Here is a 20,666-nt window from a genome sequence, read left to right on the forward strand (position 1 = left end):
TTCGCCTTCATTATACGCCCACAATTTAAAGTATTCCAAGTGCTTATTGAAATACTATCGGTGAATCCAACGAAATAATCGAGAAACTTTTATAAATCGCGTTTTTTAAGCAATGCGTAAGCGCTGTAAATAAATAAGAAAATCCATACTGAAACAATTGCTACTTCATACCAATGTACCGCATAATCTATTTGAATATCTGCCTGCAGTTGATTGGCTGCGGTTTCAATAAAATTCAAACGTTGAAACGGCAAATTGATCAGGTTTTTCATTGATTCCAGCGGAAAAAATTGAATGACTGCATCTGCAGTTTCGGCACTGGTTTGCCAGCGGAGAATACCGTAGAGAATGTTTTCAAAAATCCACCAAACAAATAAAAACCCTAAAGCAAACGCTGAACGTTTTACCAAAACACCCAAGAAAAGACAGAATGAAAAGAAGCCTACTAGCTTGAAAAAGTATGCCAATAGAAATTCCATCTCTCGCGTTACAATACTAAACTCAGTATAATCTGAAAAAGAGTAGCCTAAGATCAAGGTCATCACAAAGATGAAAAGTGTAGATAGCGCAGCAAAAGCAATGACCGTATAAAACTTAGACAGCATAAATTCTTTCTTGCTTAAACCGTCGATTAAATTTTGTTTAAGTGTTCTATTGCTGTATTCGTTAGAGATCATTGAAACGATGACGATCGCCAAGAAAAACTTAAGTGTCGCAGCAACCCAAGTATTAAAATGCCAAATAAACGGGAAATTGAAAATTCCCTGATCTGCAATGCGAATTTGAAAATCACCCAGATTAAATTCTATCGATGCAATGAGTGCGATAAAAGATAAAATCACAAAATAGGCGATGCTCAGCACTTTTGAAGAGCGGCTGTGTTTTAATTTATAAAATTCTATAGTGAGTAATCGTAGCATGAAAATCTTAGTTAAGGTTGGCAGTAAGTTGTAAAAATTGTTCTTCAAGGCTTTCTTTACGCTTCACCATATGTGATAGCACAATCCCTTGAGTAAAAAGAAGCGTGTTGAGTTCTTCTGCAGTAAGCGGATTTTTCAAAAACGCGGTTACGAGTCCGTTTTCTTCTTTTATCGAAGCAAAATCCTGATGACTTTCTAAAACGCTAATAAGCTCAGCTTGCTTCTCACAACGCAATTCAAAAAAGCCGTGACTTGCATTCAACTCGTCTACCGGTCCTGCATACAGTTTTACTCCTTTTCTAATAATTACAACATGCGAACACACTTTTTCAACTTCGTCAAGTAAATGTGAAGCCAATAAAATAGTGGTTCCGCCAGATGCAATGGTTTTAATGATCTCTCGTATTTGATGAATTCCCTGAGGGTCCAAACCGTTTGTTGGTTCGTCTAAAATTAAAATCTCAGGGTCATTTAAAAGCGCCGAAGCGATAGCCAAACGCTGCTTCATCCCCAAAGAAAACGTACTGAATTTACTATCCTTTCGGTCTAGTAGATGAACGATTTCTAGCTTTTCTTCAATCTTACCGGGATCTACATCCTTTATCGTACACACCAATTCCAAATTTTGAGCAGCCGTCATATAAGGGTAAAAATTAGGGCGCTCGATGATCGCTCCAACTTTTTTAAGAGCATTGTGCGTAGTGTCACTTCCGTCAAACCACTGGAAAGCTCCTGAAGTCGCATTGACCACATTGAGCACCATTCCTAGAGTTGTAGATTTTCCACTTCCGTTGGGGCCCAAAATACCGTAGACGTTGCCTTTTTCTATAGTAAAGCTCAAGTCGTTTACCGCTTTTACTTTTCCGTAATGTTTGGTGAGATTATTTAGTGTAAGAATTGTTTCCAAAAGCGTATTTTTAGAATTAACGTTCTCTAACAAGACGGGTAAGCTTCTGTTTTGTTACATCACATTAGTACCTTTACACCTGAATCAAACTAGAAAATCAGTAGATTTTCTTTATTTAATTCAACAAAATTACACGCTATGGAAGATAAATTAATGTCTCGTAAAAAGCCTACATATCCCATTGGGGAGCGCTTAGAAGAGTATTTAAATAAATACAATCGCCTGACGCAAATCCCCGTTTTTTATGATGATTTATTACGGTTTTCCGGCGGAATAAATATTTACGATAAAAACGATAAAGACACCTTATGGATCAGTGTGTACTACCCCGAACACGAGCGCAAAGAAATTGAAGAAAGCCTTAAACGGGTTTATGCCATTTTGCATTCTGACGGAAACGAGAATGTGCTTCCGTTCTTAAGTGTGACCGCTATTGACTATTGTACGTTTGGAAACTCGAAGCCCTTCCGCATAAAAGTCAACAATATTTTTAACGATAACTACACCTATTTCTACGTAAAAAAAGCTGATGCAAGTCGTATTTATGGCTTGGATCTCGAGCACATTTTATCTCCAAACCGTATTAACTTTTTAGTCTATAAAGACACGCTTATTGAAGAACATATTGTAGGCATTCCCGGTGACGTTTTTATTTCAGATTATCTTGAAGAATGTGATGATGTGGGAAAAGCACAACTGGCCAAGGAGTTTGTAAAGTTTAATGAACGCTGCACCATTTTGCTATTAGGAGATATGCGCTCGTATAATTATGTGGTGATCCCAACGCATGATTTTGATCACATCAAATATAAAATACGCGCTATTGATTTTGACCAGCAAGCCTATGAAGGGAATTTTAAGGTCTATAAGCCACACATTTTTAAGGAAAACTTCAGAATGGTTGAATTAGTTTCCAATAGACTTCGAGATAAATCTATCGAGCAATACCGCGAGGAAGAACGCGCGGTGTTAGCAAAACGAATTATCACCTCAAAAAACAGACTACGCCGACTTTTAAAATGTATGAGCCACGATCACATTTCTACCGAAGAAAACCTCAAAGAACTGCGCAGTCAGTTGTACGATTACACGATGGATATGAAATTTAAGCGTGCAAAGTCTATGGGACAAATTGTAAAAACCGCCTTAGCCTTTGTAAAACGAAATTATGAAGATGTAAGTATGAAACGTATTATGGAGGCGAGACAATAAATTAGCGGTTAAAACAATGAGTAGTCGTTTAGTCCTAGATTAAGTGTAAAAAAAACGTGATAAATATTATTTTAATCCACAAAGGTTTCTTTTATCACCTCTTTGCATTTTTTAATTTCCGATTTTGACAGATCTTCAAAAACTCGGATTATTCTTGTTTTATCAACGGTTCGAATTTGGTCAATTGCTATCATACCCTTTTTACCGTTGTGTTTTACCGGAACTCTGGTTGGGTAATTTTTTAGATTTGTTGTCATGGGAGCAAGCACGATTGTACTTAAATATTTGTTCATTTCATTTGGCGAAATGACAACACAAGGTCTTGTCTTTTTTATTTCACTCCCAATTGTTGGATCTAGATTTACAAGAACGACTGCGTATTGATTTAACTCCATTCCTCAATGTTTTCGTCATCAAAAACGTCATTCATCAATAACTTATCGTCTCCATTCTCACTCATCTTTTTAAATTCTTTTTCCCAATTTTTTCTCGGTAATTCGATAGGTTTAAGAATTATTTGTCCCTTTTCAAGTATAAGTTCAACCTTGTCCTTAATATTATATTTTTCCAAAATGGTTTTACTTAAGCGAAGTCCTTTTGAATTTCCGATTTTGATTATTGATACTTCCATAATTACAGATGTTATTACAAAGTAAATACATATAACTTATATTTCAAAATTCGTTCCGTACTAAGACCTAGTCATTACTAAACCTTTGACTACGACATTAAAAAAGCGGCTCAAAGGCCGCTTTTTTATTATTATATATTTAGCATTTTTCTAATACAAAATAGGTTTAAACTGTGTTTCTTCTTCATCTTCCTGACCATATTTTGCAAAATTGGTCGCCGTCTCGATCAACGCAAGATGTGAGTATGCCTGCGGAAAATTTCCCAGTAGACGCTTGGTTTTAAAATCGATATCCTCACTGAATAAGCCTAAATGGTTACTATAGGACAACAATTGATCAAAATATTTGATTGCTTTTTGCTTCTGCCCTACCTTGAATAAACTGTCAATAAACCAAAAAGTACAAATGGTAAAAGATGAACTCGGTTCACCAAAATCATCTTCATTTTTATAACGATACATCAAACCATCTTTACACAATTCGCGTTCGGTGGCTTCAACGGTAGAAACAAATCGGGGATCTTTTGCATCGATAAAACCATACTGCTCCATCAGCAATGTTGAAGCGTCCATATCTTTTGAACCGTAGTATTGTGTATACGCCTGCATATCTTCATTCCAAGCGTTGTCGTGAATCTCATCGTGAATCTCCTTACGCAATGTGCCCCACTCTTCAAGATGACGTCTTCGGTTTAAAACCTCAGCGATTTTAATCGCACGATCTACTGCCACCCAGCAAAGTAATTTTGAGAACGTAAAGTGACGATCTTCGGTACGCAATTCCCAGATTCCTTTATCGGGTTCCTGCCAGTGTCGTCTTACGATTTTCACAATTCCTAAAACAACCGTCCACAGTTCCTCACTGTTTTCAAGAGTAGTTTCAAACTGAATGAACTGCTGATAGATCACTTCCATCAGAATTCCGTAGATATCATTCTGTTTTTGAACGTAGGCTGCATTACCTATGCGCACCGGAGCCGAATTTTTATAGCCTGAAAGATGATCTAATGTATGCTCGGTAAGTTCTTTCTCTCCATTGATACCATACATAATTTGCATTTTCTCATCTTTATCTGGAAGCGTGTCTATGATAAACTGAAGAAAATTCTGTGCATACTTAGTATGACCCAAATTGGAAATCACCCGAATCACCATCGAAGCATCACGCACCCAACAAAAACGATAATCCCAATTGCGCACTTCGCCAATGGTCTCTGGCAACGAGGTAGTCGCTGCAGCGAGAACGGCTCCTGACTTTTCAAACGTAAGGGCCTTTAGAGTAAGTGCGCTTCGCATAATTTCGTTTTGATATAAAGGATATTTTGTAGTGACCTCACTCCAATTCATCCAATAAACTTTCGTACGCTGAAATTTTAAATACGCTCTATCCAGCGTTTGCTCCATCAATTTCTCGTGATAAGACATCAAGAGAAATGCGTTTCCGTCTAGGGTTATTTCTTTCTTATTAAGAATAGATTCCTTTTCAAGATTCGTGTATAAATAGAGTGAATCATACTTTCCGTCATCGGTGTAACTCTCGATATACTCTCCTTTATTTACCGTTATCGTTTCGGTACTGGCATATTCTAATTTAGGATCATAGTTACACACAAACTTTGGAGCTCCTTTAACCAATCGTACAAAACGAATAATATCTGGCGGTGCGTAGAATGCTCCACTTCGCTTTTCGTATCTGGGCATAAAATCAAACACTTCAAAAGCATCGGTACCATTATCATACATTGTGCGTAGGATATTGGTCTGCCACATATATTTTTGAGTAATGGTATACTCATCTGAAACCTCAAAACTCTGAGAACCTCCTTTTTCTTCATCTAAAAGTTTGGCGAAGACCGAAGGCGAGTCAAAAATAGGCAGGCAACACCAATCTAATGAGCCTTTGTCTGAGATAAGGGCTGCACTCTTGCAGTTCCCGATGATTCCATAATTTAAATTGTCCATAAGGGAATTAAAATTCTAAAGTTCTATTAAACGGCTAGCTTAACCGCTACGATTTTCCGAAATTTAAGCATTAACAAAAAATCTAACCCTCCGATTACGTGTTTTTATGAGTAAAACTATCATTATTTCAAATCGACTGCCCTTACAATTACAAATTGACAACAATACCATCAAAGCAACACCCAGCGTAGGTGGATTAGCAACCGGAATGAAATCTGTACATAGAGACAGTAATGGTGTCTGGATCGGTTGGACCGGTTTAACCGAAGAAGAAACTCCTGAAGAACTTGTAGATGATGTGGCTAAAGCTGCCCAGGATGCGCAGTGTGTTCCTGTTTCTTTAACCGAAGAAGATATTGACGGTTTCTACTACGGCTTTTCTAACCGTACGATTTGGCCGCTATTCCATTATTTTATGGAGTATACCGAATTTGAAAAGGAAAGCTACCAGACCTATGTAGAAGTTAATAAAAAGTATGCTGAAGTTGTACTTGAAAATATTGAAGAGGGCGATACGGTTTGGGTTCACGATTATCAATTAATGCTTCTCCCGGAACTTATTAAAAAAGAGCGTCCTGATGTTCAGATAGGATTCTTTTTACACATTCCGTTTCCTTCTTATGAAGTTTTTAGGACGCTTCCTTGGAGAGAAGAAATATTAAAAGGGCTGCTGGGATCAGACCTAATTGGTTTTCATACCTATGATTATCAACGTCACTTTTTAAGTTCGGTTTCTCGTATTCTAAGACACGAAGTGAGCTTTAACGAGATCACTTTAAAAGATCGTATCGTCACTGTGAACTCCTACCCTATGGGTATTGATTACGACAAGTTTGCCGATGCTGCTGCAAAACACGATGCTGCAAAAAATCAATCGGAATTACAACGCCGTTTAGACTTGCATATCGATTCTACTCCAGATGCAAAAATGATCCTTTCCATAGATCGTTTAGATTACAGTAAAGGAATTGCAAACCGCATTCGTGCATATGAGTATTTCCTAGAAAAGTATCCGGAATTTAAAGAGAAAGTACGTTTAGTGATGTTGGCCGTACCATCTCGATCAAACGTTCCGCAATATCAATTGCTGAAAAAAGAAGTAGACGAACTCGTGGGTAGAATCAACGGAAAATTTGCATCGGTGAGTTGGACACCAATTTGGTATTTCTACCGCTCGATGCCTTTTGAAAATCTGATCGATTTATATACGACTTGTGAAGTAGCGCTTCTTACTCCAATTAGAGATGGAATGAATCTCGTTGCAAAAGAATATGTTGCTACCCGAACTGATAAAACAGGTGTGCTTATTCTGAGTGAAATGGCCGGTGCTGCGCAAGAAATGAGTGAAGCCCTGATCATCAACCCTAATAATTTTGAAGAGATCGCCGATGCCTTAAAACAAGCGATGGAAATGCCGGAAGCTGAGCAAATCAAAAGGAACAAATTCCTTCAAAAACGCTTAAAACGCTATAATGTTGAGAAATGGGCTGACGATTTTATGCACTCTTTACACGACACCACACACAAATCTGATATTGTAAAAGCAATTCGTATGCGTCAAGATCAAGAAGATGAAATGTTTGATGCGTATAAAAAATCAGAAAAGCGCATTCTGTTCTTAGATTATGATGGAACCTTAAGAGGATTTGTCAATAACCCTGAAGATGCAAGTCCTGATGACGAACTTATCGAACTAATTCGTAGCATACACAGTCAGGAAAATACAGAAGTAGTGATCATAAGTGGCCGCGATCGCCATACCTTAGGAACCTGGTGGCAAGATGTGCCCATCACTTTGATCGCAGAACACGGCGTATGGAAACGTCCTGTTGGCGGAGAATGGGCCGTAACTGAAAATCTTAAAAATGACTGGATGGAGACCGTGCGTCCTATTCTTGAAAAATATGTAGACCGCACTGCAGGTACTTTTATTGAAGAGAAGAATTATTCACTGGCGTGGCATTACCGTAATGCCGATCCTGACCTTGGAGAAAAGCGTGCCAGCGAACTTTCAACTGTTTTAAAAGAACTTTCAGCAAATAATGAACTTGGTGTTCTTGACGGAAATAAAGTTCTGGAAATTAAAGACAGTACCATTCATAAAGGGAAAGCGGTAACCAAACATATTTTCGGCAAAGACTATACGTTTAAATTTGCCATAGGTGATGATTGGACCGATGAATATATGTTCCAAGATCTACCCGATGAAGCATTTACGATCAAAGTGGGACTTCAAAAAACAGCTGCAAAATATTATGTAGACGATACCGACAGAGTACGCGACTTGCTTAAAAAGTTTGCTGCATCTTAGTGGTAAACCACAGCAAGCCCTAAGTATTTCGACGCTTTGGCGATGCCAATAAATTAGCATAAATTTATCACGAGCAGTATTTTTAACGATACTGCTCGTCCTTTTTTAACCCTAATTAATGATATGAAATTAAAATTTACACTTGTATTCCTTTCTTGTTTCGGGGCTCTTTTCGCTCAGAATAATGTGCCTTCAGAAACAGATTTACGCATTTACGATATTATCGATGCTGTTTCGGCAGACCGTATTGAGCAAGATGTGCGCACGCTTGCCGGTTTTGGTACGCGCAACACCTTTAGCGATACGCTAAGCGATACCCGCGGAATAGGAGCCGCACGTCGCTTTATCAAAGAAGAATTCGACAAAACGTCTGCAAAGTGTGGTGACTGTCTTGAGGTTTTTTACCAGAAAGATTTAGTTACACCAGAAATGGGAAGCCGTATTCCTAAAGAAACCTACGTGGTAAATGTTGTCGCGATTCAAAGAGGCACAAAATATCCTAACCGCTTTATCATAATGAGTGGTGATATCGATTCTCGCGCGAGTAGTGCAACCGATTTTACCACCGATGCTCCCGGAGCAAATGACAATGCGAGCGGTATGGCAGGAACTATGGAAGCTGCCCGCGTACTTTCAAAATACAAATTTGAAAACAGCATCATTTATGTTGGTTTATCTGGAGAAGAACAAGGCCTTTTTGGAGGAAAAGGTCTTGCTGAATATGCTGTAAAAAAAGGATGGGATATCATCGGAATTTTAAACAACGATATGATCGGAAATATCACCGGTGTAGATGGTGTGGTAAGCAATCGTGATTTTAGAATTTTCTCAGAACCTGTTCCTGCAAATGAAACCGAACGTCAGCGCAATGCACGCCGTTTTTACGGAGGTGAAGTCGATGGTAATTCACGACAATTAGCACGCTACATTCATAAAAATGTAGAAAAGTATATGCCAGAGATGAACCCGATGATGATCTATCGTCTGGATCGTTTTGGTCGTGGTGGGCATCACAGACCTTTTAATGACTTAGGTTTTGCTGGAGTTCGCATTATGGAAGCGCACGAAAATTACACCCAGCAGCACCAAGACATCCGTACTGAAGATGGTATCGCTTATGGAGATGTGGTAGAACACGTAAACTTCTCGTATGCAGCAAAACTTACAGCGGTAAACGCGATCAACCTTGCGAGCTTAGCTTGGGCTCCGCCGGCACCGGAGACGGTTAAAATTGGTGGAATTGTTGAAGCAGATGCTAAATTAGCTTGGTCAAAAGTAGACGGAGCATTTGGTTACAAAGTATACTGGAGAGACACCACTTCGCCTACCTGGGACCATAGCCGTTATGTGGGGGATGTTTCAGAAATTACTTTAGACGGAATTGTAATTGATAATTCATTCTTCGGAGTTTCAGCGGTTGGAGCTAACGGTCACGAGAGTCCGGTAGTTTTCCCTAATGCGATTATGCGTTAATCCATTTTTTGGAACGACATTTGAACTTCAGTCTTAAAACAAAAGCATGCATAAACTAATCACAGCGCTTTTAGGTATGATATGCCTAACTGCATTTGCTCAAGAAAAGCAATTTACACATCAGGATACACTCAAAGGCAGCATCACTCCTGAACGCGCTTGGTGGGATGTCACCCATTACGATCTGAAAGTTGACATAGATCCTGAGCAAGAATTCATTTCAGGAACTAACACGATCACCTACAAGGTGCTTGATCCGTATCAAACCCTGCAAGTAGATCTGCAAGAACCTATGAAACTCCTGAGCGCTACTCAGAATGGACAGAAACTAAAGATCAAAAAAGATGGCGCAGCCTATTTTATAGCACTTCAAGAGCAACAAGAAAAAGGTGCTGTAAACACAGTCGATGTAAAATTTGAAGGAAAACCTGTGGTTGGTGATCGCTTACCTTGGGACGGTGGCTGGACGTGGCAAGAAGACGCCAATGGTAACGTCTTCGCTGCAAACGCCAATCAAGGCATTGGTTCATCGATCTGGTGGCCAAACAAGGATATTCCTTACGACGAAGTAGAAAGCCTAGATTTCTTTATTACGGTTCCTAAAGGCTTGACAGCGGTAGGTAATGGGAAACTTATTAATTCAACTTCTACTCAGGACAAAACTACCTTTCATTGGGCTGTTGAGAATCCTATTAATAATTACGGAGTAAGCGCTGATATTGCAGATTACGCACATTTTTCTGATACTTTTAATGGTGAAAAAGGTGAACTCGACATAAACTTTTACGTGCTAAAAGAAAATCTTGAGAAAGCTAAAAAGCAGTTCAAGCAGGTGCCAAAAATGCTGGAAGCTTTTGAGCATTGGTTCGGCCCCTATCCATTTTATGAAGATGGCTATAAACTGGTTGAAGTCCCTTATCTGGGGATGGAGCACCAAAGCAACGTGACTTATGGCAATGCATACGGAAATGGCTATTTAGGTCGTGATCTTTCGGGAAGCGGCTGGGGAATGAAATTTGACTACATCATTATTCACGAAAGCGGTCACGAGTGGTTCGCCAATAATATCACCAATAAAGATGTGGCAGATATGTGGGTTCACGAGAGTTTCACCACCTATTCTGAAAATTTATTCATTGATTATTTCTACGGAAAAGAAGCGGCTTCAGACTATGTGGTCGGGATGCGCAGATCAATTCGTAATGATCGCCCGATCATCGGGACTTATGGTGTAGATCACGAAGGAAGCGGCGATATGTATTTTAAAGGAGCCAATATTCTACACACCGTACGCCAACTAGTTGAAGATGATGAAAAGTGGCGGCAAATTCTGCGCGGACTCAACAAAGAATTTTATCATCAAACAGTGACGACTGCTCAGGTTGAAAATTATATTAGCGAGCAAAGCGGAATTGACCTGACTCAATTTTGGGATCAATACCTGCGAACTACGATGATTCCGGAGTTGGAATACACGATTGATGGGAACACGTTAAAATTCCGATATACCGCTATTGTTGAAGGTTTTGATATGCCTATTCAGGTTCACGTAAATAATACAACTGAATGGATCTACCCTTCAGCAGCTTGGAAAACAAAGTCATTTGATGCGCCAATTACCGATTTTAAAGTTGATCGTAACTTCTATATTGAAGCGGAAGAAATCAAGTAAATATGACAAAAGGTAAGCGCCCACTACTCTATTTTAAAAATGCTGAAGAATGGCGCGCTTGGCTTCATGAAAATCATCATTTAGAGAGCGGTGTCGATCTAGTTTTTTACAAAGTAGCTGCCGAAGAACCTAGTATGCGTTGGGAAGAAGCCGTGCAAGTCGCCATTTGTTATGGTTGGATTGACAGCACTGTGAGAAAAATTGATGACGATAGACGCAAGCAATACTTCTGTAAGCGCAACGCAAAAAACGTTTGGAGCGCAGTTAACAAAGCTTACATTGAACGATTAGAGAAGGAAGGCCTAATTCACGATAGTGGTTATAAATCCATTGAAATCGCAAAAGAAAACGGTTCGTGGAGTGCTTTAGACGATGTAGAAAACGGAATCATCCCAGAAGATCTACAAACGGCGTTCAATAACAATCCCAAAGCTTTTGAGAACTATGAGAATTTTGCCCGCGGCTATCGCAAAAGCTATTTGTATTGGCTTAATCAAGCTAAAAGAGAAGCAACGAGGCAGAAGCGCATTGAACAAATCGTCGCGCTCTGCGAACAAAATTTAAAGCAACGCTCATAAACAACAAAAAGCCCAATGTAAATTACATTGGGCTTTTTCATCTAAACACAAATGCTCAAGGCATTTTTATTTTACTGAAAACTTAAAGCTTGTAGTTGTGTTATAGGTTTCTCCCGGTTTTAAAAGTGTCGATGGAAATTCAGACTGATTAGGAGAATCTGGATAATGTTGTGTTTCTAAACAGAAACCACTTCTCAAAGCATAAGTGCCTTCACCTCCTTTTTGCGGTAAGGTTCCGTCTAAGAAATTCCCGGTATAAAACTGAATTGCAGGCTCTGTAGTCATCACTTCTAAGAATCTTCCACTACGTGGATCATAAGCTGTAGCGGCTAAATGCATCGCTCCGCTTTCATCATTCAAAACCCAGCAGTGATCATAACCCTGCCCTTTTTTAAGCTGATCGTTTTCAGCTTCAATTTCTGCTCCAATCGCTTTCGCTTCTCGGAAATCAAAAGGAGTACCTTCAACAGCACGCAACTCTCCTGTTGGAATCAAGGTTTCATCAACCGGTAAATATTGATCTGCATTCAGCATTACTTCGGTATCTAAAATAGTGTTGTCAAAATCACCAGATAAATTGAAGTACGAATGCTGTGTAAGGTTCACAACCGTTGTCTTATCTGTTGTTGCCTCATAGTCTACTTTAAGCGTATTGTCTGCTAATAAGGTATAGGTCACAGTAGTTTCTAAATTTCCGGGATAGCCTTGATCACCATCAGGACTGGTGTAGGTCAACTTTAAGCCTACGTTGTCTCCATCTTCAATTTCTTCAGCCGTCCAAACTACTTTATCAAAACCTTTTCCACCGTGCAGACTGTTTGGTCCGTCGTTAGTTGGTAATTGATATTCTTCACCATCGATGGAAAATTTACCGTTGGCAATACGGTTTCCATAGCGTCCGATCAAAGCTCCAAAAAAAGTTGGATTTCCGGTCGTAGTATATTCCTCTAAAGTATCATAACCGAGTACCACATCTTGAAATGTGCTGTCTTGGCTAGGCGCTTTTAAGCTGGTAATGATACCGCCATACGTGATGATATCAACTTCCATCCCATTTGCGTTAACAAGGCTGTATTTTTCAACAGCAATGCTATCTGGCGTCATTCCAAAGTCTGACTTGGTGATGGTTGCTTCAGGCATTTCTGCAACAACCGCAGTTTCTTCTTTCTTAGGCTCATTTTTACAATTTACCATCGAAAGGGCCATCCCTAATACAACAGGAACAACTAAAAGATTTTTATTTAATTTCATAATTCGTCTGTTTTTAAACTTACATACGGTGTTGAAAGATGTGATAGTAGGCTTCGTTAGCGTTTATCGTATCCTTAAAGTCACGAACTCGGGTTTGATCATCGATCACAAGTAATTCGATACCTGCTATGTCTGCAAAATCTTCCATAAATTCTGTAGTTACCGCCTGGCTGTATACCGTATGGTGCGCACCTCCTGCGTGAATCCAGCTTGTTGCTGCGATATCAAGATTCGGTTTACAATCCCAAAGTACACGCGCTACCGGCAAATGCGGAAGATCTGCTTCTGGCTTAACGGCTTCAACTTCGTTCACAATTAAACGGAAACGGTTACCCATATCTACTAAAGAGGCGTTGATCGCCGGACCTTCTGGTGAATTGAACACCAAACGCGCCGGATCTTCTTTACCACCAATTCCTAACGGATGTACTTCACATTTTGGCTTGGCATCAGCAATAGATGGACAAATCTCCAGCATATGCGAACCTAACACGTAAGAACCTTGTGGTGTGAAATGATAGGTATAATCTTCCATAAATGAAGTTCCTCCCTCAAGACCAATGGCCATCACTTTCATCGCGCGCGTTAAAGCAGCTGTTTTCCAATCTCCTTCTCCACCAAAACCGTAACCATCTGCCATAAGGCGCTGCGTTGCGATTCCCGGTAATTGTTTCAGTTCGCCAAGATTCTCAAACGTATCTGTAAACGCACCAAAACCACCTTCTTCTAAAAAGGCTCTCAAGCCTAATTCAATTTTTGCTGCATCAACTAAAGACTGGCGCTTCTCGCCACCTTCTTTTATAGAATCGTGCAGTTCGTATTCAGTCTCATAGGTTTTCAATAAAGCGTCAAGATCCTCTTGCTTGATCTCATTGATTTTTGCCACAATGTCTGAAGAATCAAATCCGTTTACGGTAAAACCAAAGCGAATTTGTGCTTCTACCTTATCACCTTCAGTTACGGCAACCTCACGCATATTGTCACCAATACGCGCTACTTTTAAGTTTTGGAATTCATTCCATCCTAAAGCAACACGGGTAAACACACCCAGTTTAGTCTGTACGCGAGCATCTTGCCAATGACCTACAACGACCTTGCGCTTTTTACGCATACGCGACATCATAAAACCAAATTCACGATCACCGTGGGCAGATTGATTTAGATTCATAAAATCCATATCAATCTCGCCCCATGGAATTTCTGCATTAAATTGTGTGTGTAAATGGCAGACCGGTTTTTGAAGAATATTCAATCCCTTAATCCACATTTTCGCCGGTGAAAATGTATGCATCCATAAAATTAAACCGATGCAATTTTTAGTACTATTGGCCTCAAGACACAAGTCTGTGATCTCGTTAGGCGTTTTTACTAGATCTTTATAAACAATTTTTACAGGAATCGCTGCAGATGCATTAAGTCCTTTTGCAATCTCCTGAGAGTGTCCTGCTACTTGTTTTAGCGTTTCTTCCCCGTATAAATGCTGGGTTCCTGTTACAAACCAAACCTCGTACTGGTCAATGTTATAATTCATAGCCTTGATTGTGCTTCTATTTTTAAATGATTAAGTGTTTTTATGAAAAGTAGATGTAAATACTCACCACCGCGATGCAGATAACTACACCAGCCGGTTTTAAATATTTCCAAGGTGTAATGTCCACCTGACGTGTGTATTCTTCAAGATAATCTGTTTGACGTGGAAAGAATTTACTCACCGTAAACAAGATGAAAAGAACCATTACAAATATGATTCCCATAATATGTAAGAAACTTGGGAATGCATCTTTTGCTACCATTGCAAGTTCTGAAGCATCGGTAACGCCAGAGAGCTCTGCTGCTGCAACTGCATTGTCTGCGATAATTGGTTTTACCACATATAAGGTCACTAAATAGGTAACTACCGCAAAAACAATAGCGATATTAGCTGCTTTTCCTGAAACGCGTTTTGAGAAATAACCTACTAAAATGATCGCCAAGATAGGCACACTAAAAGAACCGTTTAATTCCTGTAAATAGTTGAAAATACCACCTTCTACTCCGTATAATAATGGTGCGATAGCCATCGAAAAGATCGCTAAGAATATACCGAAAGTTTTACCTGCGCGTACAACCTGCTTTTCTGATGCATTTGCATTAAAATATTGTTTATATAAGTCAAGACCAAATAAGGTTACCGAACTGTTTAATGCCGAGTTGAACGAACTCAAAATCGCACCAAAAAGTACCGCTGCAAAGAATCCTACAAAAGCAGTTGGAAGAACAGCTTTTACAAGCATTGGGTATGCTTCATCAGCATTGTCAAGATTTCCGTTAAAATATTCAAAAGCAATAACCCCCGGAAGTACAACAATGATAGGACCTAAAATCTTAATGATCGCTGCAAGACATAATCCCTTTTGTCCTTCAGCTAGGTTTTTTGCTCCCAGCGCACGCTGAATGATCGCTTGGTTTGTACCCCAATAATAGAAATTCACGATAAGCATTCCTGTAAATAAGGTCGTCCAAGGCACCGAAGAATTAGGTCCACCTAGAATTTCAAATTTCTCAGGAAGATTTGTGGTGACTACATTCAATCCTTCAAAAACGCTTCCGTTACCTACAGCCATAAGACCGAAAACAGGAATTAGAAGACCTCCCACGATCAAACCAACAGCGTTGATCGAGTCAGAAACTGCTACTGCTTTAAGTCCACCAAAAATCGCATAAATAGAGCCAATGATTCCAATTCCCCAAACCGTAACCCAAAGAGCAGATTCAGGATCGAGTCCCATACGCTCCGGGATATCAAACATCGTATTGATCGCCAAAGCTCCAGAATACAATACCGTTGGCAGCATCGAAATCGCGTAAGCCATTAAGAATAGGATTGACACAATCGTTTTCGTAAGTTTTCCGTAGCGTTTTTCCAAAAATTGAGGAATCGTCGATATTCCACCTTTCAGGTATTTTGGTAAAAGCACAAAAGCTGTAAAGACCATCGCTACAGCTGCAACGATTTCATACGCTGCAATTAAAATACCTTCACTAAAACCAACACCGTTTGTACCTATAATCTGTTCCGTAGAAAGGTTGGTTAACAAAAGGGAACCGGCGATTACCGGTCCTGTTAGACTACGCCCTCCTAAAAAGTAACCATCTGAAGTGGTCTCATCTGTTTTACGCGAAGCGAAATACGAAATCACCGCTACCAAAAGTGTAAATGCGGCAAATGTGATTAATCCCATAATTTGAAAATGTAATTGATTAGTTTATTGATTAGCAGCCCTGGCCGTAATAAGCATCTTTTCCGTGCTTACGCTCATAATGTTTTTTAATAAGCGAATCTTTAAGTCTTGGTGCATTTGGATTAATCTGAAGTGTCAATTGTGCCATACGCGCTACTTCTTCTAAAACCTTACTGTTATAAACCGCTTTTGCAGCCGTTTCTCCCCAAGCAAAAGGACCGTGGTTACCCAAAAGTACCATATTTACTTCGTTATAATCCAAACCTTTGTCTTTAAAACAGTCAAGAATTTGGATTCCTGTATTATGCTCATAATTTCCTGAGATCAAATCATCGTGCATGGGTGGCGCACAAGGAATATCTGCTGTGAGGTGATCGGCATGTGTCGTTCCAAAAATCGGAATATCCATCTGTGCCTGAGCCCAAGCTACAGAATACGTAGCGTGCGTATGTGCAATACCGCCAACACCTTCCCAATGTTTGTATAAATACGCATGTGTTTTTGTATCTGACGATGGACGCTTATCTCCTTCTACAATGTTGTTATCATAATCAACGATAACAATATCTTCCGGTTTCAAGGTTTCATAAGGCACACCGCTAGGTTTAATAGCAAATACGCCGTTTTTACGATCTACTGCGCTTACGTTACCAAAAGTATAAATAACCAGACCTAAAGCGTCTAGTTCCATATTAGCTTCGTAGCATTCTTCCTTTAAAGACTTATACATGTTCTTTTATGTTCTTTTTCGGTTTGGTTATAGTATTTTCTACAAAGTCACTCAAGACTTCATAGCGCTGCATCAAAGTTGCAAATTCTTCTAAATACTCTTCCTGCGGAAGGTATTCTGCCTCATAATCACTGCCTAAGGTTTTGCTCGCTTCAATCACATTAGGATACAATCCTGCAGCAACAGCAGCATAAACCGCCGCTCCTAAAGCTGGCGCCTGATCTGAAGCTGCTACTTTAATCGGTACGTTAAGTGTATTTGCCAGCGACTGCATAATAAATTTAGATTTACGCGCTACACCGCCAATCCCAACCACCGACTTGATCTCGATGCCTTCATCTTCAAAACGATCTAAAATCTTTTTAGAACCAAAGCAAATCGCATTTACTAAGGCTTTAAAGATATGCGGAGCACGCGTTCCCATATTCAGGTTGGTGATCGCAGCCTCAAGCTCTTGATTTGCATCTGGAGTCCTTCTTCCGTTGATCCAATCTAAAGCAACGGGAATCGCTTCACTATGCGGAATCGCTTCGGCAGCATCAGATAATTTTCTTATAAAATCAGCTTCTATTTCTTCTTTTAGTTGCTCCTTTTGCTCTGCAGAAAGAATATCTGAAGTAAGCACAAGGTTATCAATGGGCCAACTCAATACATCTTTGAACCATGCCAATAGATCCCCAAAAGCAGATTGACCGGCCTCAAGACCTACAGCCCCGGGAATGACAGAACCATCTACCTGACCACAAATACCTCTTACGGTTTTATTAGCCACTACCTCTGGTGAAGAAACACTTATATCACAAGTAGAAGTTCCCATTACGCGAACGAGCGTGTGCTCTTCTACTTTAGCACCTACAGCCCCTGCGTGTGCATCAAAAGTTCCTACTGCGATTTTAGTTTCAGTCGTAAGTCCTAATTTTTCTGCCCAGGCAGCGCTAAGATTTCCGGCTACTTCATCAGACGTGTACGTTTCAGAATATAATCGTGAACGCAACGCTGCTAAATATGGATCTAATTTACCTAGGAATTCTTCTGGCGGTAATCCTCCCCAGCTTTCGTGCCACATCGCTTTATGACCTGCTGCACATCGACTGCGTTTAAACGTTTCTAACGAAGTATTTTCAAGCAAAAGATAAGTGATCCAGTCACAATGCTCCATCCAGGAGTATGCAGCTTGTTTTACTGCGTCATCTTCACGCACCACGTGTAAAATTTTTGCCCAAAACCATTCAGAAGAATAGATTCCTCCTTCATATTTTGTAAAATCTTCACCTCCCCAGGTGCGTGCAAGGTGATTGATCTCGTTAGCTTCTGCAATTGCGGTGTGATCTTTCCACAACACCATCATCGCATTAGGGTTTTCTTCAAAACCATCTGTTAGTGATAAAGGCACACCTTCCGCATTAACCGGAATAGGTGAAGAACCTGTAGTATCGATACAAATTCCTTTTACCGATTCTGCTGAAACTCCGCTTCGGGTAACAACAGCTTTTATGGTTGCTTCAAGCCCTTCGATCAAATCTAAAGGATGCTGGCGAAAACGATTTTCTGAAGCGTCACAATATAGACGCTCTTTCCAACGTCTATAATAACTTACTTCTGCTTCTATCTCTGCTCCTGTAGCTGCATCTATCAAAACCGCTCTAACAGAATCTGAGCCGTAATCAAGCCCAATCACATAATCTTTCATATTCTAAAATCTTACTTGCTAACAAATCTACTATAATCTGTTTAAAAATGTAGATTCAACACTTAATATTTTTAGTTTTTTATTAAGAATTTATTTTAGTGGTATTCTAATGATATTCAACGAATAAGCCGAAACTTCATAGGTTGCAACATCTTTTTTAACTTTTAACTCCTCGGTTACAGGGGCAATTTCCTGCGTTGATTCAAACGAATTTTCCTGAGTCAAATCTGCTTCTTTTAAAACAATTATGCTGCCCTTACTCTTTAAACGCTTGCCTTCAAAATTCAACTGAATTTCTTGAGCTTCGCTTGAAGTATTAACCACTTTCACCACAACCTCATTAGCTTCTGAATCTAAAGTCGCTGAAGCGTAAAGTTCTTCTTGTCCAACCAAGTTTTCACCATCTTGGGTTACCGAGATCAAATCGGTTCCTTTATTGGTTGAATATAATTTTTGAACGTAATAATTCGGCGTTCCGTAAGACTCTAAGTTATTGAACCAGATCATATCTGGTGTCCACTGCCAACCTTCGGCGTGTGCCATCAACGGTGCATACGAAGTAAGCTGAACCACCTCTGCATTACGCTCTAAACCGGTCATAAATGCAGCTTCAGAAAGTGCAGTCTCCCAGTTATTTTTGTTATCCGGACTTGCAATAGCAACGCTTTGTGCTGCGTATTCTCCTGCGAAAATTTTTGGACCATTACGGTCATAGCTATAATAACGGGTTGCATTTTCTCTAAACCACTCCGGACTTCTGTAATAATGCTCATCGATGATCTCTGCTCCTATTTTCTTGAGTTCTTTCATACCGTATTCAAAGTAGTCTCCGTCAGGAAATGGTCCGCTTCCTGAAACAATAATGATCTCAGGATACTTTTCTGCAATTGCTTCATTAAATACTTTGTATCGCTCGATATATTCTGGTCCCCATTGTTCGTTTCCTACTCCAATATATTTCATATTGAAAGGCTCAGGATGTCCCATATCTGCACGTACTTTTCCCCAAGGAGTATCTGTCGATCCATTTGCAAATTCGATTAAATCCAATGCGTCTTGCACATAAGAATCCAGTTCGTCCATAGGCACTAATTCGCCGGTATTGAATTGACACGCGATACCACAACTCAAAATAGGAAGCGGCTCTGCCCCTAGATCTTCAGACAACTGAAAATATTCAAAGAAACCTAAACCAAACGACTGGTAATAATCTGGAGTCAAACGGTGATCAAACTCCGTATTCCAACGGTTCACTAAACTAGGGCGCTCGTCAACAGGACCCACGGTTTTTTTCCATTGGTAACGACGCGCCAGCGTGCGGCCTTCCACAATACAACCACCCGGAAATCTTAAAAATCCAGGATCAAGATCATACAATAATTGCACTAGATCTTTACGTAAACCATTCTCACGACCATTCCACGTATCTGTTGGAAACAACGAAATCATATCAAGACCTAATTCACCGGTACCTTCAAAGGTTAACTTTAAAGAACCTTTCATCACGGTTTTATTCGGAACGATTTCAGCTTTATAATTTGCCCATTCTGAACCAGAAACCGGAATTGAAGCTTCAGCGATCGTATTTCCTTCCTCATCCAAAAGTTCAGCCTTCACTGCAGAAACTGCACCTTCCATTTGTTTGGCATCAAAAGTAAAACGATAGGTATCTCCTTCTTTGATTCCCATTCCTCGGAAGCCTTCATTGTGCAATTCGTAACCTTTAGCATTCTTAATCTGAACGCGTAAAAAGTTTAAATTACCTTCTCCTTCAAAGTATTTTACGGGCAATGCATAGCCAGATTCATTGTTATACGAATGCCTGTCACTATTAGGCTGCGACCAACCCATCATTGAGATCGTAAATTCAAACGAACGGTTTTTGATCATCTCTGCATACAAACCACCATCGGCAGCAAAGTTGATATCTTCAAAGAAAATTCCGTACATCGTAGGTTGAATGGGTGCGATGGTCTCGCTCATATCAACCGTTAATTCCTTTTGAGCAAAAAGCGTATTGCCTGCCAGAAAAGTTCCGGCTAGTACAGCGGCTAGTCCTGCTTTTTTAATTGTTTGTGTGATCATTATATAAGTGTGTTTATGCGTTT

16 protein-coding genes are annotated in these 20,666 nt (G+C 39.8%); 5 read left to right on the forward strand and 11 right to left on the reverse strand.

The window, feature by feature from the left end; genetic code table 11:
- Positions 1-89: 89 nt before the first annotated feature.
- Both MED217_RS11350 and MED217_RS11355 read right to left on the reverse strand, forming a co-directional pair.
- Positions 90-920 carry an ABC transporter permease gene (locus MED217_RS11350; RefSeq protein ID WP_009780667.1) on the reverse strand — a complete coding sequence of 277 codons (831 nt, stop codon included), beginning with the start codon at positions 918-920 and terminating at the stop codon, positions 90-92.
- A 7-nt stretch (positions 921-927) separates the two neighbouring features.
- On the reverse strand, positions 928-1,827 hold the full coding sequence (locus tag MED217_RS11355) for an ABC transporter ATP-binding protein (RefSeq protein WP_040533492.1): 900 nt from the start codon (positions 1,825-1,827) through the stop codon (positions 928-930).
- 138 nt (positions 1,828-1,965) lie between these two features.
- Between MED217_RS11355 and MED217_RS11360 the strand changes: the two genes are divergently transcribed.
- On the forward strand, positions 1,966-3,039 hold the full coding sequence (locus MED217_RS11360) for a hypothetical protein (RefSeq protein ID WP_009780669.1): 1,074 nt from the start codon (positions 1,966-1,968) through the stop codon (positions 3,037-3,039).
- A gap of 71 nt (positions 3,040-3,110) precedes the next feature.
- Here the strand turns inward: MED217_RS11360 and MED217_RS11365 are convergent, their stop codons facing one another.
- The 3 genes from MED217_RS11365 to MED217_RS11375 form a co-directional block, all read right to left on the reverse strand.
- Positions 3,111-3,434 carry a type II toxin-antitoxin system PemK/MazF family toxin gene (locus tag MED217_RS11365; protein ID WP_009780670.1) on the reverse strand — a complete coding sequence of 108 codons (324 nt, stop codon included), beginning with the start codon at positions 3,432-3,434 and terminating at the stop codon, positions 3,111-3,113.
- On the reverse strand, positions 3,425-3,670 hold the full coding sequence (locus tag MED217_RS11370) for an AbrB/MazE/SpoVT family DNA-binding domain-containing protein (protein ID WP_009780671.1): 246 nt from the start codon (positions 3,668-3,670) through the stop codon (positions 3,425-3,427). Before MED217_RS11370 ends, MED217_RS11365 begins: the two co-directional genes overlap by 10 nt.
- 150 nt (positions 3,671-3,820) lie before the next feature.
- Positions 3,821-5,632, reverse strand: a complete 1,812-nt coding sequence (locus MED217_RS11375) for a glycoside hydrolase family 15 protein (RefSeq protein WP_009780672.1) — start codon at positions 5,630-5,632, stop codon at positions 3,821-3,823.
- Positions 5,633-5,738: 106 nt separating this feature from the next.
- Here MED217_RS11375 and MED217_RS11380 point away from each other — a divergent pair, with 106 nt between their 5' ends.
- The 4 genes from MED217_RS11380 to MED217_RS11395 all read left to right on the forward strand — a co-directional run bounded on the left by MED217_RS11380 (position 5,739) and on the right by MED217_RS11395 (position 11,666).
- A complete protein-coding gene (locus MED217_RS11380; RefSeq protein ID WP_009780673.1) occupies positions 5,739-7,943 on the forward strand; it encodes a bifunctional alpha,alpha-trehalose-phosphate synthase (UDP-forming)/trehalose-phosphatase in 2,205 nt (734 codons plus the stop codon).
- 123 nt (positions 7,944-8,066) lie between these two features.
- On the forward strand, positions 8,067-9,416 hold the full coding sequence (locus tag MED217_RS11385; RefSeq protein ID WP_009780674.1) for a M28 family peptidase: 1,350 nt from the start codon (positions 8,067-8,069) through the stop codon (positions 9,414-9,416).
- 46 nt (positions 9,417-9,462) lie between these two features.
- The gene (locus MED217_RS11390; RefSeq protein WP_009780675.1) at positions 9,463-11,088 is read left to right on the forward strand and encodes a M1 family metallopeptidase; all 1,626 of its coding nucleotides are present in this window, start codon (positions 9,463-9,465) and stop codon (positions 11,086-11,088) included.
- A gap of 2 nt (positions 11,089-11,090) precedes the next feature.
- Entirely contained in the window at positions 11,091-11,666 is a 576-nt protein-coding gene (locus MED217_RS11395; RefSeq protein ID WP_009780676.1) for a YdeI/OmpD-associated family protein, read from the forward strand.
- A 66-nt stretch (positions 11,667-11,732) separates the two neighbouring features.
- Here MED217_RS11395 and MED217_RS11400 read toward each other — a convergent pair whose 3' ends face one another.
- From MED217_RS11400 to MED217_RS11425, 6 genes are all read right to left on the reverse strand, one after another.
- Positions 11,733-12,917: an aldose epimerase family protein gene (locus tag MED217_RS11400; RefSeq protein WP_009780677.1), complete on the reverse strand. Its 1,185-nt coding sequence runs from the start codon at positions 12,915-12,917 to the stop codon at positions 11,733-11,735.
- A gap of 19 nt (positions 12,918-12,936) precedes the next feature.
- Positions 12,937-14,448 (reverse strand): L-arabinose isomerase, encoded by a 1,512-nt coding sequence (araA, locus tag MED217_RS11405; RefSeq protein WP_009780678.1) that lies wholly within the window; start codon positions 14,446-14,448, stop codon positions 12,937-12,939.
- A 40-nt stretch (positions 14,449-14,488) separates the two neighbouring features.
- A complete protein-coding gene (locus tag MED217_RS11410; protein ID WP_009780679.1) occupies positions 14,489-16,138 on the reverse strand; it encodes a solute:sodium symporter family transporter in 1,650 nt (549 codons plus the stop codon).
- A 31-nt stretch (positions 16,139-16,169) separates the two neighbouring features.
- Entirely contained in the window at positions 16,170-16,868 is a 699-nt protein-coding gene (locus tag MED217_RS11415) for an L-ribulose-5-phosphate 4-epimerase (protein WP_009780680.1), read from the reverse strand.
- Complete coding sequence (locus tag MED217_RS11420; protein ID WP_009780681.1) at positions 16,861-18,558, reverse strand: ribulokinase; 1,698 nt, start codon at positions 18,556-18,558, stop codon at positions 16,861-16,863. The genes MED217_RS11415 and MED217_RS11420 overlap by 8 nt, the downstream gene beginning before the upstream one ends.
- Positions 18,559-18,648: 90 nt before the next feature.
- Complete coding sequence (locus MED217_RS11425; protein WP_009780682.1) at positions 18,649-20,643, reverse strand: alpha-L-arabinofuranosidase C-terminal domain-containing protein; 1,995 nt, start codon at positions 20,641-20,643, stop codon at positions 18,649-18,651.
- Positions 20,644-20,666 lie beyond the last annotated feature (23 nt).

Origin of the sequence: Leeuwenhoekiella blandensis MED217 (assembly GCF_000152985.1) — a bacterium.
GTDB lineage: Bacteria > Bacteroidota > Bacteroidia > Flavobacteriales > Flavobacteriaceae > Leeuwenhoekiella > Leeuwenhoekiella blandensis.

Coding starts and splice junctions, on each gene's coding strand:
- MED217_RS11350 (WP_009780667.1), bottom strand. CDS start 920: ATGCTACGATTACTCACTATAGAATTTTATAAATTAAAACACAGCCGC.
- MED217_RS11360 (WP_009780669.1), top strand. CDS start 1,966: ATGGAAGATAAATTAATGTCTCGTAAAAAGCCTACATATCCCATTGGG.
- MED217_RS11365 (WP_009780670.1), bottom strand. CDS start 3,434: ATGGAGTTAAATCAATACGCAGTCGTTCTTGTAAATCTAGATCCAACA.
- MED217_RS11370 (WP_009780671.1), bottom strand. CDS start 3,670: ATGGAAGTATCAATAATCAAAATCGGAAATTCAAAAGGACTTCGCTTA.
- MED217_RS11375 (WP_009780672.1), bottom strand. CDS start 5,632: ATGGACAATTTAAATTATGGAATCATCGGGAACTGCAAGAGTGCAGCC.
- MED217_RS11380 (WP_009780673.1), top strand. CDS start 5,739: ATGAGTAAAACTATCATTATTTCAAATCGACTGCCCTTACAATTACAA.
- MED217_RS11385 (WP_009780674.1), top strand. CDS start 8,067: ATGAAATTAAAATTTACACTTGTATTCCTTTCTTGTTTCGGGGCTCTT.
- MED217_RS11390 (WP_009780675.1), top strand. CDS start 9,463: ATGCATAAACTAATCACAGCGCTTTTAGGTATGATATGCCTAACTGCA.
- MED217_RS11395 (WP_009780676.1), top strand. CDS start 11,091: ATGACAAAAGGTAAGCGCCCACTACTCTATTTTAAAAATGCTGAAGAA.
- MED217_RS11400 (WP_009780677.1), bottom strand. CDS start 12,917: ATGAAATTAAATAAAAATCTTTTAGTTGTTCCTGTTGTATTAGGGATG.
- araA (WP_009780678.1), bottom strand. CDS start 14,448: ATGAATTATAACATTGACCAGTACGAGGTTTGGTTTGTAACAGGAACC.
- MED217_RS11410 (WP_009780679.1), bottom strand. CDS start 16,138: ATGGGATTAATCACATTTGCCGCATTTACACTTTTGGTAGCGGTGATT.
- MED217_RS11415 (WP_009780680.1), bottom strand. CDS start 16,868: ATGTATAAGTCTTTAAAGGAAGAATGCTACGAAGCTAATATGGAACTA.
- MED217_RS11420 (WP_009780681.1), bottom strand. CDS start 18,558: ATGAAAGATTATGTGATTGGGCTTGATTACGGCTCAGATTCTGTTAGA.
- MED217_RS11425 (WP_009780682.1), bottom strand. CDS start 20,643: ATGATCACACAAACAATTAAAAAAGCAGGACTAGCCGCTGTACTAGCC.